The 25,845-nt window shown below is 66.3% G+C and carries 26 protein-coding genes and 1 pseudogene; 19 read left to right on the forward strand and 8 right to left on the reverse strand.

Annotation, left to right across the window (positions count from 1 at the left end):
- Positions 1–97: 97 nt before the first annotated feature.
- A pseudogene (locus tag JWS14_RS51815) lies at positions 98–1,048 on the reverse strand (serine/threonine-protein kinase); the annotation flags it as partial.
- Between the two features lie 188 nt (positions 1,049–1,236).
- On the reverse strand, positions 1,237–2,013 hold the full coding sequence (locus tag JWS14_RS28965) for a hemerythrin domain-containing protein (RefSeq protein WP_083395604.1): 777 nt from the start codon (positions 2,011–2,013) through the stop codon (positions 1,237–1,239).
- A gap of 239 nt (positions 2,014–2,252) precedes the next feature.
- Here JWS14_RS28965 and JWS14_RS28970 point away from each other — a divergent pair, with 239 nt between their 5' ends.
- Positions 2,253–2,897, forward strand: a complete 645-nt coding sequence (locus tag JWS14_RS28970; RefSeq protein WP_206014960.1) for a TetR/AcrR family transcriptional regulator — start codon at positions 2,253–2,255, stop codon at positions 2,895–2,897.
- A 183-nt stretch (positions 2,898–3,080) separates the two neighbouring features.
- On the opposite strand, the gene JWS14_RS28975 is transcribed toward JWS14_RS28970, so the two are convergent.
- Both JWS14_RS28975 and JWS14_RS28980 read right to left on the reverse strand, forming a co-directional pair.
- Positions 3,081–4,466, reverse strand: a complete 1,386-nt coding sequence (locus tag JWS14_RS28975) for an SLC13 family permease (protein ID WP_206014961.1) — start codon at positions 4,464–4,466, stop codon at positions 3,081–3,083.
- Positions 4,463–4,735, reverse strand: coding sequence for a hypothetical protein (locus JWS14_RS28980; RefSeq protein ID WP_143051405.1), 273 nt, complete (start codon positions 4,733–4,735; stop codon positions 4,463–4,465). Before JWS14_RS28980 ends, JWS14_RS28975 begins: the two co-directional genes overlap by 4 nt.
- Positions 4,736–4,857: 122 nt before the next feature.
- Here JWS14_RS28980 and JWS14_RS51210 point away from each other — a divergent pair, with 122 nt between their 5' ends.
- The 3 genes from JWS14_RS51210 (at position 4,858) to JWS14_RS28990 (ending at position 7,096) form a co-directional block, all read left to right on the forward strand.
- The gene (locus tag JWS14_RS51210) at positions 4,858–4,983 is read left to right on the forward strand and encodes a hypothetical protein (RefSeq protein ID WP_259375893.1); all 126 of its coding nucleotides are present in this window, start codon (positions 4,858–4,860) and stop codon (positions 4,981–4,983) included.
- Positions 4,984–5,162: 179 nt separating this feature from the next.
- A complete protein-coding gene (locus tag JWS14_RS28985; protein ID WP_174705545.1) occupies positions 5,163–6,272 on the forward strand; it encodes a PrpF domain-containing protein in 1,110 nt (369 codons plus the stop codon).
- The gene (locus JWS14_RS28990; protein WP_206014962.1) at positions 6,269–7,096 is read left to right on the forward strand and encodes an HpcH/HpaI aldolase/citrate lyase family protein; all 828 of its coding nucleotides are present in this window, start codon (positions 6,269–6,271) and stop codon (positions 7,094–7,096) included. Before JWS14_RS28985 ends, JWS14_RS28990 begins: the two co-directional genes overlap by 4 nt.
- A 26-nt stretch (positions 7,097–7,122) precedes the next feature.
- On the opposite strand, the gene JWS14_RS28995 is transcribed toward JWS14_RS28990, so the two are convergent.
- Complete coding sequence (locus tag JWS14_RS28995) at positions 7,123–8,043, reverse strand: LysR family transcriptional regulator (protein WP_072946918.1); 921 nt, start codon at positions 8,041–8,043, stop codon at positions 7,123–7,125.
- A 178-nt stretch (positions 8,044–8,221) separates the two neighbouring features.
- Here JWS14_RS28995 and JWS14_RS29000 point away from each other — a divergent pair, with 178 nt between their 5' ends.
- The 6 genes from JWS14_RS29000 to JWS14_RS29025 all read left to right on the forward strand — a co-directional run bounded on the left by JWS14_RS29000 (position 8,222) and on the right by JWS14_RS29025 (position 13,935).
- Positions 8,222–9,463 (forward strand): CaiB/BaiF CoA transferase family protein, encoded by a 1,242-nt coding sequence (locus JWS14_RS29000; protein ID WP_072946832.1) that lies wholly within the window; start codon positions 8,222–8,224, stop codon positions 9,461–9,463.
- Positions 9,463–10,248: an HpcH/HpaI aldolase/citrate lyase family protein gene (locus tag JWS14_RS29005; RefSeq protein ID WP_095863532.1), complete on the forward strand. Its 786-nt coding sequence runs from the start codon at positions 9,463–9,465 to the stop codon at positions 10,246–10,248. The genes JWS14_RS29000 and JWS14_RS29005 overlap by 1 nt, the downstream gene beginning before the upstream one ends.
- A 221-nt stretch (positions 10,249–10,469) precedes the next feature.
- A complete protein-coding gene (locus tag JWS14_RS29010; RefSeq protein WP_206014963.1) occupies positions 10,470–11,660 on the forward strand; it encodes a cytochrome P450 in 1,191 nt (396 codons plus the stop codon).
- Complete coding sequence (locus JWS14_RS29015; RefSeq protein WP_206016219.1) at positions 11,654–11,842, forward strand: ferredoxin; 189 nt, start codon at positions 11,654–11,656, stop codon at positions 11,840–11,842. Before JWS14_RS29010 ends, JWS14_RS29015 begins: the two co-directional genes overlap by 7 nt.
- The gene (locus JWS14_RS29020) at positions 11,839–12,969 is read left to right on the forward strand and encodes an NAD(P)/FAD-dependent oxidoreductase (RefSeq protein WP_206014964.1); all 1,131 of its coding nucleotides are present in this window, start codon (positions 11,839–11,841) and stop codon (positions 12,967–12,969) included. The genes JWS14_RS29015 and JWS14_RS29020 overlap by 4 nt, the downstream gene beginning before the upstream one ends.
- Before the next feature lie 39 nt (positions 12,970–13,008).
- On the forward strand, positions 13,009–13,935 hold the full coding sequence (locus tag JWS14_RS29025) for a LysR family transcriptional regulator (protein ID WP_095863536.1): 927 nt from the start codon (positions 13,009–13,011) through the stop codon (positions 13,933–13,935).
- Here the strand turns inward: JWS14_RS29025 and JWS14_RS29030 are convergent.
- Positions 13,932–14,519, reverse strand: a complete 588-nt coding sequence (locus JWS14_RS29030) for a TetR/AcrR family transcriptional regulator (protein ID WP_072946827.1) — start codon at positions 14,517–14,519, stop codon at positions 13,932–13,934. The two genes, JWS14_RS29025 and JWS14_RS29030, sit on opposite strands and share 4 nt — an antisense overlap.
- Before the next feature lie 148 nt (positions 14,520–14,667).
- Here JWS14_RS29030 and JWS14_RS29035 point away from each other — a divergent pair, with 148 nt between their 5' ends.
- From JWS14_RS29035 to JWS14_RS29060, 6 genes are read left to right on the forward strand one after another with little or no spacing between them, the layout of a single operon-like run.
- Positions 14,668–15,672, forward strand: coding sequence for a phosphotriesterase family protein (locus JWS14_RS29035; protein WP_206014965.1), 1,005 nt, complete (start codon positions 14,668–14,670; stop codon positions 15,670–15,672).
- A 52-nt stretch (positions 15,673–15,724) separates the two neighbouring features.
- Positions 15,725–16,678, forward strand: coding sequence for a phosphotriesterase family protein (locus JWS14_RS29040; RefSeq protein WP_072946825.1), 954 nt, complete (start codon positions 15,725–15,727; stop codon positions 16,676–16,678).
- Positions 16,679–16,729: 51 nt separating this feature from the next.
- Entirely contained in the window at positions 16,730–17,851 is a 1,122-nt protein-coding gene (locus tag JWS14_RS29045; RefSeq protein WP_072946824.1) for an FAD-dependent oxidoreductase, read from the forward strand.
- A 4-nt stretch (positions 17,852–17,855) separates the two neighbouring features.
- Positions 17,856–18,782 carry an alpha/beta hydrolase gene (locus JWS14_RS29050; protein WP_095863539.1) on the forward strand — a complete coding sequence of 309 codons (927 nt, stop codon included), beginning with the start codon at positions 17,856–17,858 and terminating at the stop codon, positions 18,780–18,782.
- Between the two features lies 1 nt (position 18,783).
- Positions 18,784–19,725 carry an MBL fold metallo-hydrolase gene (locus tag JWS14_RS29055; protein ID WP_206014966.1) on the forward strand — a complete coding sequence of 314 codons (942 nt, stop codon included), beginning with the start codon at positions 18,784–18,786 and terminating at the stop codon, positions 19,723–19,725.
- A 21-nt stretch (positions 19,726–19,746) separates the two neighbouring features.
- Positions 19,747–21,480 carry a CocE/NonD family hydrolase gene (locus tag JWS14_RS29060; protein ID WP_095863540.1) on the forward strand — a complete coding sequence of 578 codons (1,734 nt, stop codon included), beginning with the start codon at positions 19,747–19,749 and terminating at the stop codon, positions 21,478–21,480.
- Between the two features lie 49 nt (positions 21,481–21,529).
- Here JWS14_RS29060 and JWS14_RS51820 read toward each other — a convergent pair whose 3' ends face one another.
- Entirely contained in the window at positions 21,530–21,754 is a 225-nt protein-coding gene (locus JWS14_RS51820) for a hypothetical protein (protein ID WP_206016314.1), read from the reverse strand.
- Between JWS14_RS51820 and JWS14_RS29070 the strand changes: the two genes are divergently transcribed.
- From JWS14_RS29070 to JWS14_RS29075, 3 genes are all read left to right on the forward strand, one after another.
- Positions 21,723–22,865, forward strand: a complete 1,143-nt coding sequence (locus JWS14_RS29070) for an RNA-guided endonuclease InsQ/TnpB family protein (protein ID WP_206014967.1) — start codon at positions 21,723–21,725, stop codon at positions 22,863–22,865. The two genes, JWS14_RS51820 and JWS14_RS29070, sit on opposite strands and share 32 nt — an antisense overlap.
- Before the next feature lie 42 nt (positions 22,866–22,907).
- Positions 22,908–23,234: an HNH endonuclease gene (locus JWS14_RS51505; protein WP_338051560.1), complete on the forward strand. Its 327-nt coding sequence runs from the start codon at positions 22,908–22,910 to the stop codon at positions 23,232–23,234.
- A gap of 115 nt (positions 23,235–23,349) precedes the next feature.
- A complete protein-coding gene (locus JWS14_RS29075; protein ID WP_206014968.1) occupies positions 23,350–24,720 on the forward strand; it encodes an MFS transporter in 1,371 nt (456 codons plus the stop codon).
- 21 nt (positions 24,721–24,741) lie between these two features.
- On the opposite strand, the gene JWS14_RS29080 is transcribed toward JWS14_RS29075, so the two are convergent.
- The gene (locus JWS14_RS29080) at positions 24,742–25,665 is read right to left on the reverse strand and encodes a LysR family transcriptional regulator (RefSeq protein WP_072946813.1); all 924 of its coding nucleotides are present in this window, start codon (positions 25,663–25,665) and stop codon (positions 24,742–24,744) included.
- Positions 25,666–25,845 lie beyond the last annotated feature (180 nt).

Raw genomic sequence — 25,845 nt, forward strand, 5'->3', positions numbered from 1 at the left:
TGAGCCGCGAATACGCCTCGTCCCACACCTGTGCTCGGTAGGCTGCTCGACCGCGTTCCAGGTCGTCGACCGCGCGACGGCACCGCGTGTCGCCCGAGGGCGTCGCCCGTCGAAGGACCTCACCTGCGGGCGAAGGAGTAGCAGTTGTGCCGGGCACGATCATCTTGTCGACGTTGAGCCCGCACCCACGCTGAATCTCTTGGAGTTCGGCCCCGAACTCAGCGGCAGTGTCGGGACGATCGACGGGACTGGTGGCCATGGCCCGTTCGATGGCAGCGCACATCTTCGGCGGAATACCCGCCACACGAATGTCTGGAATCGGCTGCGTGGTGATTCTCAGGAACTGGGCAATCAACTGCTCGCCGCTCCGGCGTTCGAAAGCGGCGTGACCTGTGATTGCGCAGAACAACGTCGCGCCCAGTCCGTAGACGTCCGATGACGGTGTGGACGGCTCACCCTCGAGTAGCTCCGGGGCTGTGAATGCGGGCGAACCCGTGACCGTGCCGGTGGACGTCTCGAAGCCTCCGGCGATGCGCGCGATACCGAAGTCGGTCAACTGTGGTTCTTCGTAGTCGGTGAGCAGGATATTTGCGGGCTTGACGTCGCGGTGGAGTATCCCGTTCCGGTGCGCAGCCTCGAGTGCACCGGCCAGCTTGATCCCGAGGCCCATCGCATCACCCCACTCGAACGGGCCGACCTGCTGGATTCTCTCCTCTACCGAACCGCCGGGGTGGTACTGCATCACGATGTAGGGTCGGCCGCTCCGGGTAGCCCCGACCTGATAGATGTCGACGATGTTCGGGTGGCCCGACAGTTTGCCCATCGCATGCTGTTCGCGGATAAACCTCTCGCGGTCGTCCGGATCTACGTCGGCGGTGAACACCTTGATCGCGACCATGCGGTCCAGAGAAGGCTGCCGGCACCGATACACGATGCCGAAGCCACCCCGTCCGATCTCGATTGCATCTGTGAACCCGTCTGCAACCAAGTCGGCCGTGAACCCCGAAACGGGATCACGCTGGGTTGCCAGCGGGTCGTCCTCGGACATGGGTTATCTCAATTTCTCGACCTGGGCATCAACGATGACGGAGGAACCACTTCGGTCTGCGCCGGTCACCGCAACAAGTCATACGAGCACCACCACGACAGGTCACCGCGCCCTCCTCGGATTTACAGACCGCATGGTTGTTTCATGTCAACCCTAAGTCCCGGCTCCATCGGTAGGTAGGCCCAGCTTCACATTGGCGCAGGTCCAATCTGTGGATACCGATCCGCCTGGTTCCGTCTCGTGGTGGGCTCGGCTGGTGGGATACCCGCGTCCCTCACGGAGGCTTTCAGCGGCGGTACAGCAGCGGCCGGCCCGTCCTCCCACAATAGGGTGGCCTTACGGCGGTAGCTCCGGCCGAAGGTGTGCAGAAGTACGAAACGTGGGACCGCAGGAATCACATGCAAGATCACGTCGCGGTCGTCGGGGCAAGCCCCATCGATGATCCACGGTCCCTCGGCGCCCAGCTCGGTGAAACTCTTTGGTTTGACGAAGTACTCGTTCTCGACGGCGAGGTACTCGGCGGTGGTGATGGTAGCGCCGACGACCGGCATCATCTCAAATTCTTCACGCTGCAGGTGCGGCAACAAGACGTCGTTGAGTCCAGCGATCGCATTGCGCAACCGTTCACGTGCGCACTCACTGTGACGGTAGGCTCGTGCGGCCTCCTCGACGGTGGTGATGGCTGGGGCGATCCGCTGGTGGTCGGCATCCATCTGGTCGAGCAGGCCACTCGCAGACGGATTCCTGGCCCGGATCAGTGGCCAGAGTCCGGCGTCCTCGGCGGTGTGGTGCATGTGCAGGACGTGCATCATCCACACGACGTGCCCTGCGAGCGCTCGACGACGTCTGCCGTCCGGATACGGCGGAGACGCGAGCACCAATCGGGTTCGTTCCAAGTCACGGCGCAGAGCGCTGTGGACGATCCCCATGCTTCGTGTATCGGCGGGCTCATGCAGGTTTTCCATGTCCCTTTCCCTTCCCTCGTCCGCACCGCGCGATCACGTTGTACCGCATCGTTTTGCCGACCAACGACTTACGCGGTTTCGACAGGGCTGGACGCACTCTCTCGATTCGGCCGACAGGTATGTCGCATATCCGTCCCGATTCGGCCGCCTGCTGTGCACCCGGTTGCGACTGCGGTGCTGTGGCGTCAGCCCTGATACATTGGGTTCAATCAGGTTGTACTTAAATTATCGGAGCGGCGATGGTCGAAGTCAAGAGGCGCTACGACGTGTCCGGCAGGCAGGAGCGGGCGCGCGCGAGACGGCGTGCCGTGGTCGTGGCTGCGAAGGAGTTGTTCGAGCGCGACGGCTTCCGGGCCACGACACTCGCGGCGGTCGCCGATCGGGGCGGTGTCTCGGTGAAGGGCCTGTACAAGAGTTTCGGTAGCAAGGCGGCCCTGGCGAAGGCGGTGTTCGATTTCGTGATCGCCGGTGACGACGAGCCGGTGTCGGTCGCCGACCGCCCGGAGCAGCGGGCGATGCTCGACGAGCCGGACGTGCGCCGCAAGATCGAGATGTTCATCCACGCACTGGCGCGGCGGCAGCAAGGGTCGGCCAAGGTGCAAATTCTCATTCGCGACGGACGGCACGTGGACGACTCGCTCATCCCGGTCTGGCGGCAACTGAGCGAGGAGGGATTGACTGCGATGACGATGATCGGAGGCCACCTCGCGGGGACAGGCCAACTTCGTGCCGGCATCGAACTCGACGAGGTACGCGACGTGCTGTGGAACTACCTCGCGATAGACACTTACGAGCGACTCGTCCTGGAACGGGGATGGACACTCGACCGATACTCGGACTGGATGACGCGAACGATCATCGCCGCCCTGTGCGCGCAGGGGTAGGGAGTGCTCGGGAGCCGGTCAGTACCTGGACCCACCGGCGAGGATGTGGCTGAAGTGTGTACAGCACCATTCAGTCCGACAGGCCGGTGACCGGGGCTGCCGAGGTGGCCGCCGGCACGCGGGTGCTACGAGCGCGACCGCCACCTCGGATGAGGTGGCGGTCGCGGCCCTTGTCTGGCGTGCTCAGAACAGTGCGGGGGCGGCTACCAGGATGAACCAGCACAGTGCAGGTGCGACTGCGACGACGATGCCTGCGTTGAGGAGAAGCTGGCGGTAGAACGCGGGGCGTTCGATGTTCTGTGCGTTGGCGAGGACGAGGGCGCCGTTCGTGGAGAACGGGGACACGTCGACGACGGTCGCCGAGATCGCCAGCGCCGCGACGACTCCGACGACGGGGAGTGCGCCGGTCTGCAGCAGGGGCAGGGCGAGCGGGATGATCGCGGTGAGCAGTGCGGTCGAGGATGCGAACGCGGACGTGACGCCGATGACGTAGCACAGGACGAACGCGACCAGCAGTGGTGCGCCGACGGTGATGGCCATTTCGGCGAGGTGGTCGATGGTGCCCATTTCCTCCATGATCGAGATGTAGGTGACCATGCCGGCGACGAGTAGGACGGTGGACCAGCTGATGCCGGCGATGGCTTCGTTCTGCTTCGACAGATCGGTGAAGGCGAGGACCGCGCCGGCGGCGATGGCGACGAAGCTGATCGGCAGATGCAGCACCAGCACGAGTACGAGCACGGTGGCGATGAGGAACAGGGTGAGCTTCTGGACCCGGGTCACGGGGTGTGCGTCGGGCACGACGCTGGTCGCCGTCTGCGCGCGAGTGAGTACCTGCGTCCCGCCCGACGAGCCTGCACCGCCGGTGGTCGGCGTCCGATCCGGTGCCCCAACGGCGGCGGGACGCGGTGTACCGCTGCCGGTTTCGTCGCTGGTCCCGGTGGCGGTGTACTCGAGGTCGCGGACTCGGGCGAGGACCGAGTAGCCGACCACGGTCAGTACCGACAGCAGCAGGTTGATGCCGTAGCTGGCGAAGAACAGTGTCCAGGGTGCGATGGTCAGGCCGCTGGAGTTGACGATGTCGGTGACGAGGACACCGGAGACCGAGATCGGCGAGAACGCGCCGGCATGGGCGCCGTTGATCGTCATGATGCCCATCACGAGCGGACTCATCCGGGTGCGCGCGGCGAAGGACATCGCCGCGGGCGAGATCAGCGCGACCGCTGCGGGGCTGAAGGTGCCCAGTGCCGTCAGCACCGAGGCGGAGAAGAAGAACACCCAGGGAACGATCACCGTCCGGCCGCCGACGGCGCGGATGCAGGCGTTGACGAGGAGGTCGATGGTGCCGTTCCTCTTGGCCATGCCGAAGAAGTAGGTGACGCCGATGATCGTCAGCACGATCGAACTCGGGAATGCGGCGAGGATTTCCTTGTCGTCGTATCCGAGGGCGAAGGCGCCGACGAGGAAGGCTCCGATGAAGCCCAGGATGCCGATGTTGATGGGGAAGATGGTGGCGATCACGAACATCGCGACCAAGGCGATCAGGGGGAGTATTTCGATGGAGGTCATGGTCGTTCTTTCGCTTGCTGTCCGGCAGGGTCGCCTGCCTGGTCGTCGGCTGTTCCGGTTGCGTGAACAATGGGGGCCTCGACGCGTCCGAGGGCACTGAATGGCGGTGCCAGGGGGTGCGTGTGCGGCGTCTCCCGACTTGTGACGGGGTCACGGTGCGGGGTCAGAACGGGCGCGGTGGAATCGACCAGTTCGGTGGACAGCTTCCAGGCCCGGTCCCGGTCGGCGGGAACGTCTTCGCTTGGGGGTAGCGGGCTCGTGGTTCGCATGTCACATCCTCTCGTCGATCATGTCCTACATCACGTTAGAGACGACAGATGTTCAGAACAATGTCACGTTTCTACCCGGGGGTTCAGTTCTGCTTAAGTCATGCCGACGGCTTCGTGCCCAGGTGATCGTCGTGCTGGTGGCGTCGCTGTGGGTCGTCGACCTCGACGAACGGTGGCGCCCGAGGTCACACCGCGCCGCCGGTGGGTGGGTGCGCCGTCCTACGAAGGCGCTCGACCCGGCAATGTAAGCCACTCTTAAGGGTCGTCCTCATATTCGAAATTGTGCTCCACCCAGGTGGGGCGCAGGGTTGATGGTGTCACCGCTGGAGATTCAGTTCCCTTACCCCGATCAGAGCCTTCGGCGGTGCCTCAGACTTCGTCACGAACGAAAGGCGGCCGGGCGGTGTTCACACTCCGTGGATCCTGGATGCGAGGGGGCACCAGCAAGTGCTGGCTCTTCAACGCGGTTGATGTCGACCCTCTGGTCGAGCAGGCGGGCGGGCTCGACGCCATACTCACCTCGGCCTTCGGGTCGGGTGATCCCCGTCAGCTCGACGGCGTGGGCGGTGGCAGCTCGACAACATCCAAGGCCGCGATCGTGCGCCGATCCGCCGAGCCGGGCATCGACGTCGAATACCTGTTCGCGCAGGTCGCGATCGGTGATCGCCGGGTCGAGTGGGGCAGCAACTGCGGAAACTGCGCCACCGGGATCGGGTTGTATGCGCTGCAGTCCGGACTCGTCGCGGTCGACAGTGCGACGACGATCGTGCGGATGCGCAACACCAACACCGGTGCGATCCTCACCGCCGAGATCGCCACCCCGGGCGGGGTGATCCCCACCGAGGGAGATGCCGCCGTGCCGGGGACCAGTGCGCTCGGCGTTCCGGTCGCCCTGACCTTCACCGGCCTGGCCTCCGGCACGGCGATCCTGCCCACCGGCTCGGCGTCCGATTCGATCACGCTCGGTGATTGCCGCTACCGGGGCACGATGGTGGCTGCCGGGGCACCGGCTGCGTTGTTCGACGCCGCCGATCTGGGCTTGAGTGGGGCGGAGGACAATTCGGTGATCGCCGACCACCTCTCCGTTCTCGTGGCCTTGCGGCGCGAATCGTCGCTGCGGATGGGACTGAGCAAGCCTGGTGACCCCATCTCGCATGCCATTCCGAAGGTCGGTGTGATCGGCCCACCGCGGGACTATCGCACCAGCGCGGGCATCGACATCGCCGGTGCGGACTACGACGTCTCGGTCCGCATGCTGTCCATGCTCGCCCCGCATCCGGCGATCGGCCTGACATCGGCCGTCGCCGTCGCCGCGGCCGCCACGGTGAAAGGGGGAGTGGTGGCCGACAACGCCCGGGTGCGGTGGCCCGGCTCGCTGCGACTGGGAACGGCCGCTGGTGTCCTCGACATCGACCTCACCACCTCCCCCGACGGGGTGATCGAGACGGTCTCACTGCACCGCGCGGCACGGCGCATCGCGGCCGCCGAACTGTTCGTCGCCTCCCCGGCCGCCGTGCTGGCGGGATCCGCACGGTGACCCGGCCACAGCACCTCGCGGGGATCGCGCGTTCGTGGCTGCTGGTGAACGGGACCCGCGTCGAGACCTTCGAGCAGGCCCGCCAATCTCCCGCGGACCAGATCGTCCTCGACATCGAGGACGCCGTGGACCCGAAACGGAAACCGCACGCCCGCGAGGGCGTCGCGACGTGGCTGGAGGAGCATTCGGCCTGGGTCCGGATCAACGATCACACCACCCCCTACTGGTCGGACGACGTCGACCGCCTCGCGGGACTTCCCGGACTGGCCGGGGTGATGCTCGCCAAGACCGAGGCGGCCGGCCACGTCACCGACACCTTCGATCGACTGGGCGGCACCGTTCCGGTCCTCGCCCTCGTCGAATCGGCCGTGGGCATCGAGGAAGCGCCCGCCATCGCCCGCGCCCGCGGCGCCTTCCGGCTCGCCTTCGGAAGCGGCGATTACCGCCGCGACACCGGCACCAGCGCGGACGATCTCGCCATGGTCTATCCGCGATCGCGGCTCGTCGTCGCGAGCCGGGTCGGGGACCTCCCGGGACCGATCGACGGACCGACTGTCAGCAACAGCCACACCGTTCTGCGCGAGCAGTCCGCGGTCGCGGTATCCCTCGGTCTGACCGGCAAACTGTGCCTGGACACCGGGCAGCTGCCCGTGATCAACGAGGCCATCAGCCCGGCACCGTCCGACGTCATCTGGGCGCGCGAATTTCTCGCCGACTTCGATGCGCGCGGTCGGGTCATCCGGGACGGCAGCGACCTGCCGCGGCTCGGTAGGGCCGAGAAGATCGCACATCTCGCCGACGCCTTCACCAGCTGCCCCTCGTAGCCGGCGATCATCGTGTCGACCTGAGCCTACGTGTCGGCGAAACCTTCCTCGAGGCGCCGCGCTGCCGCCATGCACAGCGTGATGGCCGCTTGAGCGGCCGGGCTCAGCCGGCGCTCGGTCAGGTGTGCGACGAGGATCCGGCGCTGCGGCGAGCGGGTGGCGAGCGGGATGGACCGGACGTCGGGGCGGGGATTGAGGACCGCCAGCCGCGGCGCGATCGACACCCCCAACTCGACCCCCACCATGGCCTGAACCTCCCCGTAATCGTGGGCGAGGAAACTTGTCCGGGGCGTGAATCCGCCTTGCTGACAGAGCCGTTCGAGGGTGTGGGCAACCGGGTGATCGTCGGCGCGCACCACCCACGACTCGTCGCGGAGTTCGGTGATCCTGATCGACTCCCGGTCGGCGAGGCGGTGTTTCTCCGACACCAGGAGCAGCGTCGGATCGTTCATCAGGTGGTGGTACGTCAGCAGTGGGTCGTCGATCCGGTTCCACTCGTAGTCCCACAACAGGGACAGCTCCGTCTCCCGGCGGCGAAGCGAATCGACGAGCTGGGCGAATCGTCCACTGAGGACGCGCAGGTCGATGCCGGGGTGGTGGGTCTTGAATTCCTTGATCACCAGTGGCAGCAGCGAGGATCCGGCCGTGGGGAAGGTTCCGATCGCCAGTTCTCCCGCACGTAGTCCCTGGATCTCCGCGAGTTCGGCGTCCGCGGCCTCGAGTTCGATGAGGATCCGTTCGGTGTGTTTGACGATGGAGCGGCCGGCGTCGGTGAGCATGATGCCGCGGGCATGCCGTTCCAGCAGCGGTTGCCCGGCCTCCTTCTCGAGCTTGGCGATCTGCTGCGAAACCGCCGAAGTGGTGTACCCGAGCGCCGCCGCAGCCGCGGTGATGGAGCCGTGCTTCGCGACCTCGCACAGCGTGAACATCCGCGTCGTGTCGAGCACTTCGGCCACCTGCCTTTAGAAGAATTTAAAGGGAGTCAAGATACTCGCGATTGTACTTCACTCGGGCGAGTGACAGATTGGAGTCCGCACACGCGGGAAACGTGCCGCCCGACTTCCACGCAGGCGCCATCACCACCGTCCCGCTTCAATCGCCTCTCGACAATGCCGAGGACTGCCCATGAGCGTGAATCCACACGATGACACCCCGACCGCGAGTTCGCCGAGGGAGGCGAACCGCGGCCCGCTGCACGGAGTTCGAGTTCTCGACATCAGCACCGTGTACGCCGCACCGATCACCGCGATGCTGCTCGGCGACTTCGGAGCCGAGGTGATCAAGGTCGAGCACCCGACGGGCGACCCCGCCCGATCTCATGGGGCGAACAAGGACGGCCACGGACTGTGGTGGAAAGTCATTGCGCGCAACAAGAAGTGCATCACCCTCGACCTCGGCACCCCCGAGGGCCAGCAGATCCTGCGGGATCTGGTCGTCGACGTCGATGTGCTCGTGGAGAACTTCCGACCCGGAGTGCTGGAGAAGTGGGGACTCGGACCCGACCGGCTGATGCTGCTCAATCCAGGCTTGATCGCGTTGCGGGTCACCGGCTTCGGGCAGGACGGACCCTACGCCCAACGTCGCGCCTTCGGTACCCTCGCCGAGGCGATGAGCGGATTCGCACACCAGACCGGTGAGGAGGACGGACCGCCGACGCTGCCCCCGTTCGGTCTCGCCGACGGTGTCGCCGGCATCACCGGCGCCTTCGGCGTGGTCACGGCACTGCTGCACCGCAACAGCCCCGAAGGAAACGGGCAAGGGCAGGTCATCGACCTCTCGCTGCTCGAACCCCTGGTCGGCATCCTCGGCCCGGGCCCCACCGCCTTCGACCAGCTCGGCGCGATCGCCGGCCGTCAAGGCAACCGATCGCCCAACAACGCCCCCCGCAACACGTACCTCACCAAGGACGACCGGTGGGTGGCGATCTCGGCCAGCGCCACCTCCGTCGCAGAACGGGTCATGCGTCTGGTCGGACGAGCTGACCTCGTCGAACAGCCGTGGTTCGCCTCCGCCGGGGAACGCAGCCGCAACGGCGACCTCCTCGACGAATCGGTCGGGAAATGGATCGCCGCCCGCCCGTTCGACGAGGTCGTCACCGAGTTCGAGCGCGTCGGCGCCGCTCTCGCACCCATCTACGACGTCGAGCAACTGATGAACGACCCGCACGTCCGCGCCCGCGACGTGATCACCACTGTCGACGACGAGGACCTCGGGCCCATCGCCATGCAGAACCTCATGGTGCGCATGCTCGGCACCCCCGGCGCCATCCGGTTTCCCGGACGGCGACTCGGACAGGACAACACGCAGATCTACCGCGACGCACTCGGATTGAACATCGAGGCTCTGCAGGACAGGGGAGTCATCTGATGGCCCGCAGCTACCTCTTCGTGCCCGGGCACAAAGAGAAACTCCTCGGCAAGGTCTTCGATGCCGGTGCGGACGCGGTGATCCTCGACCTCGAGGATGCGGTCCCGCCGGAGTCCAAGGACGCCGCCCGCGCTCGCGTCGCCGACACTCTGACCATCCACCCCGCGTGGGTGCGCATCAACGCCGTCGGCACCGCGCCGGCCGCCGACGACCTGGCCGCGGTCGCCGACCGTGCTCACGGCATCCGGATCCCGAAGGTCGACTCGGTCGACGACGTGCGGTGGGTGCGGGATCGGGCACCGGGGACGCCGCTGATCTGCGCGATCGAAACCGCGAGGGGAGTCGCCAACGCCCTGGCGATCGCCGCCGAACCCGGCGTCGAACATCTCGCCCTCGGCGGCATCGACCTCCGCAAAGACCTCGACATCGGCGACGGGGACACCCCGCTCCAGTACGTGCGATCGCACCTGGTCATCGCCTCCCGGGCTGCGGGAATCGCACCCCCGATCGACAGCGTCTACCCCCACCTGCGGGACACCGACGGACTCGCCAGGGAAGCTGCACACGCCCGCTCTCTCGGCTTCGGCGGCAAATCTGCGATCCACCCCTCCCAACTGCCGATCATTCACACCGCCTTCAGCCCGAGCGAGGACGAACTCGCCTGGGCACGAAGGGTTGTGAACGTCTTCGAGGAGTCTGGCGGGGCCGCCGTCCAGCTGCCGGACGGCGAGTTCGTGGATCTGCCCGTCGCCGAGCGGGCCCGCAGAATCCTCCAGTCCCAGTAGTCCTGGGTGTTGCGGTTGTTCAGGTAGAGCCAGAGTGAGTCGACGGCGAAGACATCCCGGCTTCTACACGTGGCAGCAAATGTGCGAACCGGATCCCGCGTCCGCGGTGTGCCGCGACCACGGATGAGAGCACCGCAGGGCGGACAGCATCAATCTTGTTCATGTCCGTACATGCTTAATATGAGTTGGATTTATGTGAGTGGAGTCACTTCACTGGAGGCATGAACAGAAGCACTCCGGCGAGTAGCGATACGGACCTCTTCGCCGACGAGGTCGTGATCGACCCCTATCCGACGTACGCCGAACTCCGCGATCTCGGCGCGGTGGTACATCTGCCCGCCAACGACGTCTATGCCCTGACCCGCTACGACGTCATCCGCGACGCGTTGGCCGACCCGGGCACCTTCTCGTCCCGGACGATCGGCTTCAATTCCGTGGTCAACGAGGCGCTTCAGGGCACATCGCTGGCCTCGGACCCGCCGATCCACACAGAATTGCGCGCGACTCTTTCCGAGAACCTCTCTCCACGGGCGCTGCGGGGACTCCGGGATCAGATCCACACCAAGGCCGATGCGCTGGTCGTGGACCTGGTCGCCAGAGGATCGTTCGAGGCCATCGATGCGTTGGCGCGCGCCTTCCCGCTCGAGGTCGTCGCGGACCTGATCGGTTTCACCGGTGAGGTGCGCGACAACATGTTGCGCTGGGGGCAGGCCGCGATGGAAGTCATCGGTCCGATGAATCAGCGGACCGCGGAGAACTTCCCGATCGCCGGCGAACTCTACGGTTGGTGCACCGGGGTCCGGGCCGGTGATCTGGCGCCGGGGTCGGTCGGTCGCGGCATCTTCGACGCCGAGGACCGCGGCGCCATTCCTCCCGGCACCGCCGGCCATATCATCCACCAGTACCTGGGCGCGGGTGTCGACACCACTATCGCCGCGCTCGGCAACATCGTCGCGCTCTTCTCGGCTTTCCCCGATCAGTTCGACCTGGTCCGCGGAGATTCCGCGCTGGTGCCGGCTGCCTTCAACGAGATTCTCCGATTCTGGGCGCCGGTCCATGCCTGGGGCCGCTCGGTGACCCGGGACGTGAACATCGACGGCATCCTCGTGCCGGCCGGATCCCAGGTGGCGATCCTGTTCGGCGCAGGCAACCGCGACCCGAGGCACTACGAGAACCCGGACGCCTTCCTGGTCCAGCGAAACCCCGTCGACCACCTCTCCTTCGGGTACGGACCGCACGGCTGCGCCGGCCAGGGCCTGGCCCGTTTGGAAGCCCACGCCGTCATCGGGGCACTCGCCGTCCACGCGCAGCGGCTGGTGGCCGCCGAGCCGGTTCGGTTGCCCAGCAACATCACCCGCTCCATCGACGCACTCGAGATCCTGAAGGTGGTCCCGGCACGAAGAAAATCGTGATCGACCGGCCTCGCTGTGAAGGCCACGGACTGTGCGAAGAGATCGCTCCCGACCTGATGCACCTCGACGACGCGGGCGAACTGATCCTCGACGTCGAGGACATCCCCGAGGGAAGCCCGGAACTCACGGACGCCGGCGCCGCGGTCCGGGTCTGCCCCGTGGCCGCACTCAGGCTCGCATGAAACTCATCGAAGTTCCCGAACGAATCCTGGTCATCGGCAACGGGATCGCCGGCCAGACCGCGTGTGACGGTCTCCGAGCCGCGGGTTTCGACGGCGATCTGACCATTGTGGGGGCCGAACCCCGGGCGGCGTACTCGCGGCCCGCGCTCTCCAAGGCGCTCCTCGTCGACGGCGGTTCCCACGAACTGGCACCGCCCACGCACGAGGCAACCGAGGTGCGCGGGGTGGCGGCCGTCGAGCTCGACGTCGAGTCCCGCCGGGTGCGTCTCGACGACGGTTCGGACCTGACCTACGAAGGACTCGTGATTGCCACCGGTTCCAGGGCACGGCGCCTGGGCGGCGACCACAGCGTGGAGCTGTCCTTGCGCACCGTGGACGATGCCCTGGTCCTCCGGGAACGGCTGGCGGCCCGGCCCACGGTCGTGGTTGTCGGCGCCGGTCCGCTGGGCATGGAGATCGCATCCGCGGCCCTGTCGGCGGGATGCCGGGCCACGCTGGTAGCCGACGGCCCGCCGATGCTGTCGCACCTGGGGCACTGCCTGTCCGACGCGTTCACCGCGGCCGCGGTAGCCCGAGGGCTCACGGTCGTCCTCGGCTCGGCTGCCGGGATCGACGACGCGCATGGGGTGGTCCTACGCGACGGATCACGAATCGACGCCGACCTGATCGTCAGTGCGATCGGCGACATACCCGACACGGAGTGGCTGGCCACCAGCGGACTGCTGACCGGCGGCCGTCTCGAGGTGGACTCGCGCGGCCGGGTCCGGCCCGACATCGTCGCGGCCGGGGACGCCGCCGCCGTTCCCACGCCTACGGGAATACGTCGAATTCCGCTGTGGAGCAGCGCTATCGAGCAGGCCAAGGTCGCTGCCAACGCGCTCCTGGCGGGCGACGATGCGCCGGAACTCGACCTCGAACCCTACTTCTGGACCGAGCAGTTCGGGCTGAACCTCAAGGCCACCGGCCACCTACCGGCCGCCGGTGAACCCGAGTTCCTGCTCGGCGACAGCCCGCACGGACCGTCGGTGATGCGCTGGACCCACGTCGGCGGTGACGGTGTCGCGGTCGCCGTCAACCATCGGATCCCGATCCCGAAACTGCGCCGCATGGCCGCCGCGGCCGGATGACGTCGACCCCTCGGAAGGAGGACGCGTAACTTCGTGTGGATGAACGAACCCGGTGATCACTCGAGTGATCTCGGCCTGGAGCGGCTTGCCTCGGTCAACCTCAACTTGCTGGTGCCGTTGCTGGCATTACTCGAGGAAGGATCGGTCACCCGCGCCGCGGCCAGGGTGGGCATGTCCCAACCCGCGATGAGTCATGCCCTGGGGCGGATGCGCCGACTGATCGGTGACGATCTGGTGACGCGGCAGGGAAGCGGCCTGATGCTCACACCGCGTGCCCTGGAACTCGTCGCACCACTGCGTGAAGTGCTGCGGCAGACCGCACAGGTAGTGAATTTCCCGGGCTTCGACCCCGCTCGCGACAGCCGCACCATCACTGTTGCAATGACCACCAGCACCGCATTCGTGGTCGGGCCGGGTTTGGCGCGGTTGATCGCCGAGCGGGCACCGAATGCGACTCTGCGGGTGCGCAACTTCGTTCAGCCGCAACCGAGCGACTTCACCGACGACGGCGTGGACGTCGTACTCCTGTCCGAGGCGTTCACATCGCCGTACCCGCGCGAGCGCCTGTACGAGAATCGCTGGGTGGTGATCGCCCATCCGGACAGCGATCCCGGGGCATCCGCACTGGATCTGCTCACGTCGCTGCCCCATGTCACCTACGACTCCCGGCACCGGGTGGCGCCGTACGCCGCGATGGACGCGCACGGCGTGCACTACCGGATCGGGCAATTGATCTCCGACCACCTGCTCATCCCGCACATGGTCGCGTCGGCAGGCGGGGTGGCGGTGCACACATTCCGGGTTGCTGTCGCGATGCGGGAACGGGTGGACCTCCGTATCGAGGAGTTCCCGCTGCCGGTCTCGCCGTTGCGGATCGACATGGTGTGGAATCCGCGTCTGGCGGATGCGGCGTTCATCGCCTGGTTGCGGGAGATCCTCGTCGACGCGACGGCTTTCGAGTTCTAGTCGTCCGACGCAAGTAGGTGGCACCAGGAGTCGGTGAGTTCGTCGAGGCACGCCTCGCGGGGAGTCTGCCAGCCGACCGCGAAGTAGCGGCGCGAGAGGTACTCCAGCTGACCAAACGCGAGCACGCAGCGAATCCGGCGCCGACCGGGAGGGAACCGCTTGGCCTGGTCCAGTCCCGCCGTCATGTCGCCGACGGCGGACTCGAACCACTGCTCGGTCTTGGCTGCGACGTCCGGCTCCTGGGCTGCCTGGTAGGACGCGGTGAGATAGGGCTTGATCTCGTCCCACTGTGAGAACTTGCGGTCCAGCCACTCCTGGATCTGGTCACGCGAGCCCGAGGCCACCACCGCGGTGAGCGTGGGGTCGTCGGCAGCGGTGAGTAGTGCGTCGACCTTCGTCAGCAGCGCGCTCATCACGTCGGCCTTGGACGAGAAGTGCAGGTAGAAGGTCGTCCGGGTCGATCCCGCGGCGCTGGCTATGTCATCGATCGTGGTTGCGACATAGCCCTTCGTACCGAACAGCTCGAGCCCTTTGGCGAGGAAAAGGTCGTAGGTCATTTGCTTCTGTGCGGCGCGGAGCGACATGACCTCAGATTGTAGCCGCAGTCCACCCACGAATCAGGTAGCCCATTCACCCAACTGGTAAGCAACTCACTTGACGCTTTGTAATGTGAGTGGCTACTGTGGTGAGTACCACGTCATGCGCACATGATGTTGACGAAAGGAAGTGCCGATGAAGGGCTCCCAGACCGCCGAGAGAAACACCGTCCACACCGTCCACACCGTCCACACCGTTCTCGGCCCAGTTCCCGCCGACGAACTGGGGGTCGTCTCGGTTCACGAAGCGCTGCTGTCCGTGGTCCCGGGCGCGGAGCACGCATTCGACATCACCCCGGACCGCGCCGAGACCTTCGAGGTGCTGGTGGGGAAGCTCACCGAATTCCGGGACCACGGCGGGCGGACGATCGTCGACAGCACCGGCATGTTCCACGGCCGCGATGTCAAGCTCTACGAAGCGCTTTCACGCACGACCGGAGTGCACATCGTCGCGTCGACGGGCATGGGACCCGAGGAAATGCTCGGCGGATACTTCCTGACGCCGCAGACCAATCCGCCGACGCCGTGGCCGGCAGACAAATTCGCCGACCTCTTCACCAGGGAGATCGCCGAGGGCATGGTGGTTCCCCGGGTGGAACGCCGGGGTGCCGCAGGCCTGGTGGCTACCGCCGCGAATCCCGACGGCATGACCGCCACCGAGGAAAACCTCGTCCGTGCCGCGGCCCGAACCGCCCGCGACACCGGCGTACCGGTCTCTCTCCGCTTCGGTAAGGACGCGGTGCACGACCTCGGGATCGTTGTGGGCGAGGGCCTGCAGGCCGACCGCGTCGTCGTCGGCGGACTCGACCGCAGGGATGCGGTCGACGCCGGCGCGCCGCTCGAGATCGCCCGCCGCGGAGCCTACGTCGCCCTCGACCACGTGGGTGCGGACGGCGGCATACACGTCACCGACGCCGAGCGCGCCACCCTGATCCGCGAACTGGTCGACGCCGGTCATGGCGACCGAATCCTCCTGTCGAGCAACGCCACCGGTGTGTCGCTGGGAGAGCCGGGTCTCGATCTGCCGTTCAGCTACATCCTGTCGACTTTCGTGCCGCTCCTCACCGCGCAGGGACTCGGCGTCACCGACATCCGGCGCATGCTCGCAGACAACCCCCGCGACCTGCTGTCGGTGCGCTGAGCACCCGACCCCACATCATCGAAGAATCGTCCTTCCCGAAGGGGAACTGCCTGTGTCAAGAGTGAACACCGTCCTGGGATCGATCCCGACCGAAGAGTTGGGCATCGTCGCCGTCCACGAGCACATCGGATACGGCATGCCCGGCTCCGAGCTGGATACGAGGTGGTGGAAGACCCCCGAGGAGCGGTACCAGGAGACCGTACCGAAACTGCGCAAGTTCCACGAGTACGGGGGCGGGACTTTCGTCGACGTCACCGGAATCTGCAACGGCCGTGACATCGACTACTACAAGTCGCTGTCCGCCAAGACGGGCGTCCACATCGTCGCCTGCACCGGCTTCGTCGGCGGCGACACCGCCCTGCCCTTCTTCGAACGCGCGAGCGTCGACTACCTGACCAAGCAGTTCGTCCACGAGATCACCGTCGGCATCGGCAACACCGGCAGCCGCGCCGGAGTCATCAAGGTCGGCGTCAGCCGCGGCGGCAAGATGACCGACCTCGACAAGCGCATCTACCGGGCCGCGGCTCGCGCCGCACTCGAGACCGGCGTACCGATCCTCACTCACCTGGCCATCGACGCCGAGAACGCCATCGCGATCTTCACCGAAGAAGGACTCCCGCTGCACCGCGTGCTGTTCGGGCATGCCGACGACGGAGTCAACGCTTCGAAGACACGCGACCGGTGGATCGCCGAACAGGGCGGCCGCGTCGGCTTCGACACCTTCGGCTACGAAACCGAACTCGAGGACCCGCCGTTCTGGGCCCGCCCGCGCAAGGAACGCCTCGACCACTTCCTCGGGTTCCTCGCCGCCGGTCACCTCGATCAGGCGCTCGCCGGCGTCGACGCCAACTGCAGCCCACTCGGTTGGCCCGGAGTCAAGGGTCACACCTGCAACTACCTGTTCGAGGACCTCATCCCGGATCTGCGCGAAGCAGGTCTGGACGAGGCGACCATCACCACGCTCTTCGTCGAGAACCCGGCCGACTTCCTGACCATCCAGACCTGACCCACCTCGAACCTTCGGCGCACCGGTGCGCCCACCCAGAGAGACACCACCATGCAGAGCACGCATCTGAAGAATCTGACCGTCGCCGTCATCGGCGCCGGGTACGCCGGCGCCGCATCCGCCAAGGCCCTCAGCCTGCTCGGCGCCGACGTCACCGTGTACGAGCAGGCCACCGAAATCCGTGAGGTCGGCGCCGGCATCGGCCTGCGCCCCTCCACCATGGACCGCTTCCGCCAGTGGGGCATCTTCGACGCGATTGCGAAGGTCAGCTCACCGAGCGACTACTTCGAGATCCTCACCGCCACGGGCGAACCGATCATGAAGGAATCGTGGCCGGGTATGGACGAGTACACCGTCAAAACCCACACTCACCTGATCCACCGCGGTGACTTCATCGAGGCCCTCGTGGGTGTCCTGCCCGGCGGCATGGTCGAGCTCGGCCACAAACTCGCCACCGTCGAGGACCGCGGCGAGCGTTCCCTGCTCACCTTCACGAACGGCACGACCGTCGAAGCGGATCTGGTCGTCGGTGCCGACGGCATCAAATCCGTGGTGCGCCGACAACTCTTCAGCGACAACGAACCGGTGTTCTCCGGCGAGCGGGCCTACCGCGCCGTCATCGATGTCGCCGACGCCCACGGCATGGTCGTCGACGACAACCTACGCATGTACATCGGCAAGGGCACCAAGGTGTATCTGCTGCCCCTGCGCCACCGCAGCCAGGTCTCCTTCGACATCACCGCCCTGTGCCCCGACAGCAACTGGGCGCCACAGGTATCCAAGGACGACATGCTCGCCACCGTCGACGGCTTCGACCCGAGGATCGTCGACATCACTCGCGACCTCGACATGAGCATCGTCAACACCCGCGGCGTGTACGACATCGACCCGGTCGACACGTGGCATTCCGATTCGGCGGTCCTCGTCGGCGACGCCGCCCACTCGATGCTGCACCACCAGGGTCAGGGCGCGAACTCGGCGATCCTCGACGCCGGCGCACTCGCCGACGCCCTGCGGGACGCCGACACCGTCGCCGGGGCATTGGCGCTCTACCAGGCCACCCGCAAACCGGTCACCGACGAACTGCAGCGGATCTCCCGTCAGGGCTGGACCGAGGACGAGGTCGACGACGTCTTCCCGGGGCAGAAGCCCACCGCTCGGGCGCAGGCGTGACACGATGACCCTTCACCCCGCCATCGCCGACGTCCTCAGCACACTGCCGGCTCCGCCGGACTCGCTCGACCCGGCCGTCCTGCGCGCGATCGAAGAGTCGCAGGTCGCTCCGATCGACGAGCGCCTGCCCCTGCACACCGTCGAGGACACGACTGCACACACGCGCGTGGGTGAGGTGCCGATCCGCATCTACACCCCGGTCGAGGCCGACGCGTTCGGATTGCTCGTCTACTTCCACGGCGGCGCGTTCTTCCTCGGAAGCCTCGACACCCACGACCACGTCGCCCGGAACCTGGCCGTCGAAACCGGACTGAAGGTCATCTCCGTCGGCTACCGGCGCGCACCCGAGGCGAAATTCCCGGCCGGACTGGACGATTGCGATGCGGTGGTCCGCTGGGTCGTGGAGCAGGGCGAGAGCCTCGGCTGGGACGGCGATACCCTTGCGATCGCGGGCGACAGCTCCGGCGGTACCTTCGTCGCGGCCGTCGCCGCAACGGCCCACGACGAGGGGTTCGACCGCATCACGCATCAGGTGCTGTTCTATCCGTCCTTGGACCTGGACTTCGACGTCGACCGCTACGACTCCCTCCGGGAGAATGCCGAAGGCTACGGTGTGGAGACGGCCGGGTTGAAACCCTTCAACGCGTTCTATTTCGACAGCGGCGCCGACCCCGCCGACCCGCGCGTCTCGCCCATCAAACGCGGCGACCTCACCGGCCTGCCGCCGGCCCTGATCGTCACCGCCGAGTTCGACCCGATGCGCGACGAGGGCGAGCTCTACGGCGCGCGTCTGAACGAGGCCGGGGTGAAGGCCACGGTCAGTCGCTACGCCGGCGCCAATCACGGCTTCGTCCAGAACTTCTCGTGGATCTCCGAGTTCCACCGGGCCTTCGAGGAGACGGCCGAGTTCCTGACGCGGCCGGGGGAGTGACGTGGCGAAGGACGGGACCATCCACCCGCTCGTCTCACCCTGGGGCCGGTTCGGGCTGTACAGCTTCTACATCGATGCTCCGGAGCCGGCGATCGTCGACACCGGCATCGCGACGTCGCCCACCGAGGGCATGGCGCCCGCCCTCGAGGCCCTCGGACGCCGTATCGAGGACGTCCGATGGATCCTGTTGACCCACGGCCACATCGACCATATCGGCGGGGCGCACGCGCTGTGGCAACTCACCGGAAGGCGTGCCCAGGTCGTCATCCACGAGGCCGACGCGCACCTGCTGCGCTCACGGCAGGCGCACGTCGACGAGTACCTGTCGGTGCGTGGGCAGTACCTGCACGACCCCGACGGTGAGGCGAAGCAGATCGCGGCGACGCAAGCGGTGATCTCCGGTGAGATGGAACCGACGATGCTGGTCCGCGGCGGCGAGACCCTGTCGCTCGGAGGAGGTGTCACCGTCTCGGTGCATTCCATCCCCGGCCACACACCGGGATCGGTGGCCTACGTCGTGGACGGTCGGAACTCCGTGTTCGTCGGTGACGCCGTCCAGGTCCACGGAGCGGCCAACGGATTCCCCGGCTACGAGAATTCGGATGCCTACCGGTCGAGCCTGGAGTACCTGCGGGACGAGATCCGCCCGAACCACCTGTACCTCGGGCATCCCTACCGGCGGGCGGACGGGGTCGCCTACGGCGTCGAACTCGACCGGGACCAGGCCGCCGAAGCGCTCCACGAAAGCCTCGACATCGAAGGCGACGTCCGCGGCGCAGCCCATCGGTGCCTGTGCGGGGGCCTACGCGAGATCGACTCGCCGTATTCGCCGTTCACCCCGGTGGCCGAGGACCTCGGCTACGACGGCGATCCCACCCTCGAACCGTCCCCGTTCTTCACGACGCTGCACGGCTACCGCACGCAGTACACCCAGAAAGTCTGACACAGAAAGGAGTCGCGCCCCATGGCCGAGTTCCAGACGTTCGACGCGGGTGGACAGACCATCCACATCCGCAAGGATCTCCGCGTCCCGATGCGAGACGGCATCGAGTTGGCAGCGGACGCCTACCACGGCGTAGACGACACACCACGACCGGCGCTGGTGGCGCTGAGCCCGTACGGCAAAGAGCTGCAGGCGCTCGCCCTCACCACACCGCCGCAGCGTCGCCCCTCCCCGATGTGGGACGGCTGCATCGAAGCCGGCGACATCGCCCGCGTCGTCGAAGAGGACTACGTCCACGTCATCGGCGATCTGCGCGGCTCCGGCGCCTCCGAGGGCGAGCACATCGGCAACTACAACGCCGGCGGCGTCTCCCTGGGCCAGGACGCGTACGACTTCATCGAGTGGGTCGCCGAACAGCCGTGGTGCGACGGCAACGTCGGCATGATCGGCATCTCCTACTTCGGGTCGATGCAGGTGCTCGCCGCCGCGGAGCGGCCGCCGCACCTGAAAGCGATCTTCGTCAGCGGCGGTCATTTCGACTTCTACGAGACCACTTATCACGGCGGCATCATGTGGTTCATGCCGCGTGCCGCCCGCGAGGGCCGCGGAGGCGACTCCGGCTGGGCCTTCACCGACAGCGTCAAGTCCCGCATGGTCGAGACGTGCTCCCCGGACGAGCTGAGGAAGCGCGTCGCGGCGCGCCTGGAGGATCCGGATGTGGCCGCCTGGCCGAACCTGGTGCACGTGCTGAACTACCCGAATCACCACGAGGCCTGGTTCGACATCGTGATGAACGACCTGGACGGCGAGTGGTACGAGGAACGAAACCCCATCACGCTGGCCCCGAGCATCGACATCCCCGTCTATCTACAGATCGATCAGGGTCGCGGCTGGACGGTGGACGGCACGATCGCGCTGTTCGACGCGCTGCAGGGACCGAAGAAACTCGATATCGGCCCGTACCCACCCATGCAGTCGCGGCCGTTCATCGAGGAACACGACAAGATGTTCCGCTGGTACGACTACTGGATCAAGGGTATCGACAACGGTGTGATGGACGAGCCGGCGGTCACCGTCCACGTCGAGGGCGCACGCGAATGGGTCACCGGTGACCAGTGGCCGCCGAAGGATGTGGAGTACCGGTCGCTGTACCTGCGACCGCGCGGCAAGCTGTCCACCGACCCCGAACCGATGGCCGCCCGGTACGCCGCCCCGGACGGCTTTTATCAGGCGCCGCTGACCGTCACCGACAAGGTCGAGATCCTGAAATGGGAGACAGCGCCGTTCGAGGAGCCCACGGAACTGATCGGCACCGGAGCCGCGCACCTCTTCGTAGAGATCGACCAACCTGACTCCAATTTCATTCTGCGCCTGTGGGATTACGCACCGAGCGGTCAACGTCAGCTGATCACCTCCGGGTACCTCAAGGCCTCGCACCGCGAACTCGACGAGCGCACTACCGAGGGCAACCCGCACCACCCACACACCCGCGCGCTGCCGGTCGAGCCGGGGACGATCGAGGAGTATGTGCTGCGCCTCTACCCCTTCGCCGCGACATTCCGGCCGGGGCATCGTCTGGTGGTGGAACTGTCGAACGCCGAACCGCTGGCGGACGAGCACAACGCGCTGCTACCACCGGATGCGTTCCACCTGCCGGTCGGCCGCCCCGTGACCCACAAGATCTACCGGGACGCCGACCACCCGTCTCGCCTCGTGTTGCCGTTCACGACGCGCACGTCGGAGGAGAAGGTGTAGCGACAGAGGTTTCGGCCGACGCGTCGGCGGAGCACTGGCGCTCGCCGAGTCATTCGGTCACGATCGACTGGTGGACCGCACCGCCAGACTCGCCCTCGCCGTCGACCGGCAGGGTGGGCGATGCCTGTGGTGTGGTCGGCGTTTCGGGCCGTTGATTCGTGAGTCTTTCGGCGCAAACCCGGTCCTTCAGGTCCGGGATGGCTGATCTGATGTTGTCGGACTGTGTGGCTAGTGTCTGGGTCATGGTGGGGAGGGTGGTGAGGCGGGCGTTCAAGTTTCGTTTCTATCCGACTGCGGTGCAGGCGGAGCAGCTTGCTCGGACGTTCGGGTGTACCCGGTATGTCTACAACCGGGCGTTGGCCGAGCGGTCGCGGGCGTGGTCGCAGGAGCAGCGTCGGGTCACCTACGCGGACACCTCGAAGATGCTCACCGGATGGAAGCGGGACACCGAGACCGCGTGGTTGGCGGAGCCGTCGAAGGGACCGTTGCAGGAGTCTCTGCGGCAGTTGCAGGGCGCGTTCGAGAGGTTCTGGCGCAAGCAGGCCCGCTACCCGCAATTCAAGAGGAAGGGCCAGTCGAAGGATTCGGCGACCTACTATTCGAACTGCTTCACCTACCGCGGCGGGCAGATCCGGTTGGCCAAGCAGTCCGAACCCCTGGATATTCGGTGGTCGAGGCCGCTACCGCACGGGGTGACACCGTCGCAGGTGACGGTGTCGCGCAATGCTCGTGGTCAGTACCACATCTCGATCCTCGTCGAGGACACGATTACCGAGCTCGAGCCGGTCGATCGGGTGGTCGGGCTCGATGCCGGGATCACGAGCCTGTACACGCTGTCGACGGGGGAGAAGATCACCAACCCGCGACACGAGCGCAGGGACCGTGCGCGGTTGGCGAAGGCGCAACGGATGCTGGCCAGGAAGCAGAAGGGGTCCCGGAACCGGGCCAAGGCCCGACTGAAGGTCGCGAAGATTCATGGTCGGATCGCTGATCGGCGGCGCGATTATCTGCACACACTCTCCACTCGGCTGGTGCGCGAAAACCAAGTGATCGCCATCGAGGATCTGAGTGTGCGGAATATGGTCAAGAATCGGTCGTTGTCTCGGGCGATCTCGGATGCGGGGTGGTCCGAATTCCGGTCGATGCTCGAATACAAGGCCGACTGGTACGGGCGGCGGGTGGTGGCGATCGATCGGTTCTGTCCGTCGTCGAAGACCTGCTCGGTGTGCGGGGAGATCGCCGGGGCGATGCCGCTGGACGTGCGGGAGTGGACGTGCCGGTGCGGCGCCGTCCACGATCGGGATGTGAACGCGGCGAAGAACATTTTGGCCGTCGGACTGGCGGTGGCAGCCTGCGGAGATGGTGTGAGACCACCTCGCACCTAAGGTGTGGGAAGGCGACTGTCGGTGAAACAGGAACCTCGGGACGTGAGTCTCGAGGGGAATCTCGGTCGTTCAGGCCGAGAGGACGTCAATCCGCCGACCACCGAACATTTGGTGCCGCGACTCAAAGGCGGGCCCAGCATCGTGGCCAATGAGGCCGCCGCGTGCCGGCGGTGCAACGCGGACCGCGGCCACATCGGTCCGGTCGACTGGCTCGCGCAGTGCCGGCGTCGCCATGGATGGGCTCCACAGGCGACCCTGCTCGCGACGCTCCTGAACGCGCTGGACATCGAACTCGAGAACGTGGGTGGTCATCGCCGTGCCAGGCGGTACCTGTCCAGCCAACTACGACGCTGCCGGAGCAGTGACTGATGCGAGCCACGGCGCCGGACTGTCGTGATCGGAGTAGACACGCAGCGGGGAGTGAATTGGTCCGCCCCTGCGTGACTCGACCAGGTGTGGTCGGTCGATCCGTTATCGTCGACGGATGATCGATGACGCGACTCCGTCCGGTCCAACCCGCGCTCCGACGAGCACTCGGCGGGCGGTGCTCAACACGATGAAGGGTTCGGCAGGAAACCTCGTCGAGTGGTACGACGTGTACATCTACACGGTCTTCGCAACGTATTTCGAGGCACAGTTCTTCGACGAGAACGACTCCAACTCCACGGTGTACATCTATGCGATCTTCGCGGTCACCTTCGTCATGCGACCGGTGGGGTCTTGGTTCTTCGGCCGGTTCGCTGACCGTCGTGGCCGCAAGGCGGCTCTGATGCTCAGCATCACCATCATGTCGTCGTGCTCCTTCTTGGTGGCAGTCATGCCGACACGCGACACCATCGGGTATTGGGCGGCGGTCATCCTGGTCGTCGCCCGGCTCGTGCAGGGATTTGCCACGGGTGGCGAGTACGGCACCTCGGCGACGTACATGTCCGAAGCGGCAACCGCGAATCGGCGTGGCTTCTTGTCGTCCTTCCAGTACGTGACCCTCGTGGGCGGTCACGTCCTCGCGCAGTTCACGCTCCTGATCGCGCTCAGCGTTCTCGATGTCGAGGCGTTGCACGATTGGGGATGGCGGATCGGCTTCTTCATCGGCGGCGTCGCCGCCCTGGTGGTGCTGTGGATTCGGCGTTCGATGGACGAGTCGCTCAGCGAGTCGCATCTGAAGGCCATCCGTGCGGGTGAGGACCGGACAGCGGGTTCCTTGACGGCATTGTTCACCGAACACTGGCGTCCGCTGCTGCTGGTGTTCCTCATTACCGCGGGCGGCACGGTCGCGTTCTACACCTACAGTGTCAACGCGCCGGCGATTGTGAAGTCCACCTTCGGGGACGACCGGGCGCTGACGGCAACGTGGATCAACCTGCTGGGGCTGATCTTGCTGTTGCTGCTGCAGCCGGTCGGCGGCATCGTCAGCGACCACGTCGGGCGCAAGCCGCTGCTGATCTTCTTCGGTGTGGGTGGGGTTCTCTACACCTACGTCCTGCTCACCTACCTTCCGAAGACCACCTCGCCGCTGGTGGCGTTCACGCTGGTCGCGGTCGGCTACGTCATCCTCACCGGGTACACCTCGATCAACGCGATCGTGAAGGCGGAGCTGTTCCCCGCCGACATCCGTGCCCTGGGTGTGGGACTGGGCTATGCGCTCGCGAACTCCGTGTTCGGCGGTACGGCGCCGCTCCTGTACCAGGCGTCGAAGTCGGCAGGCCAGGTCGGCTGGTTCATCGTCTACGTGACGGTCGTGATCGGGGTCAGCTTGCTGGTCTACATCTTCGGGCTGAAGAACAAGGCGGTCACCGTGCTCGATCGCGAACAAGGGAGCGCGTGGGCCGTGCCCGCGTCTTCGGGTCCACGCTGATCCCCCGCGGTGTGTCGTCGGCTATGGGTACGGCGACCGCGCGGCGAGCCCCTGTGCGGCCGCCGCGGCCCGCACGGCGTCGATCACCAGTTGCAGCGGCTGTCGGTGCGCTTCCGTCCCCCGATGGGCGATGGAGATCGTCCGCATGACCGGTTCGGTAAGCGCGACGACATCCATGCCTGGCGGGCGCAGCGTCAGTCCGAGATCGGAGACGAGGGTGACCCCCAGGCCCGCGGACACCATCGCGAGTGCCGTCGCCTGCTCGCCGACCTCATGGTTGATCTTGGGTTCGAATCCGCAACGCTGACAGGCCGAGCGCACCGCGCGGCCGAAATGCGACGTGGGTCCCGCGAGGATCCAGGGATGCTCGGCGAGGTCCGCCAACGCCATGGTTCTGGCGGACACCGTTCCCGGAGGCAGCGCTGCGTGTAGTCGCTCCACCGCGATCACCACTCTGGTCAACTCCGGGTCCCACGGCATCGGGTAGTCGGAATAATTGATCACGAACGAGAAGTCCAGCGAGCCGTCCCGTACTGCGACTGCGGTGTCCTCCGGCGCGAGTTCCTTCGTCCGCACCTCGATGCCGGGATGTTCGGCGGCCAGCAACGACAGCGCACTCGGCAGCAGGCCCGACGCGACGGACGCCCACACGCCAACGGTCAATCGGGCGGTGACGCCCTCCTGCGTTTGCTCGAGGGCGGAGGTCGCGCGGTCCACCGATCGCATGATCTCCTCAGCGTGTTCGGCGAGGAGCAGACCGATCTCGGTGAGTTGTACCCGCCGACCGCGCCGCTCGAATAGCTTTGCGCCGACGTCGCGTTCGAGCTGGGTGAGCTGTTGGGATACCGCGGACGTGGTGTAGTGCAAGGCCTGCGCGGCGGCTGTCACGGTGCCTCGGCGGTGCAACTCCCGAAGCATCCGCAACCGGCGCAGAGACAGCTCCATGCCCCCAGCCTATGCATCCGGTCCGAGCCGTCCAATCGGACCACGCGTCGCGCTGTGTAGAAAGCGTGAACGCAATCATTCAAGTTTCTTAACTGGACGCCTGGTCGCCGGGCGCGCACTCTGACGTCATCGGCTGAGTGGCCGAAACGGCGATGATTTTCCGAGGACGATTGGGGTAAC

This window comes from Rhodococcus koreensis, from assembly GCF_017068375.1.
In the GTDB taxonomy this organism is placed as follows: Bacteria; Actinomycetota; Actinomycetes; order Mycobacteriales; family Mycobacteriaceae; genus Rhodococcus_F; species Rhodococcus_F koreensis.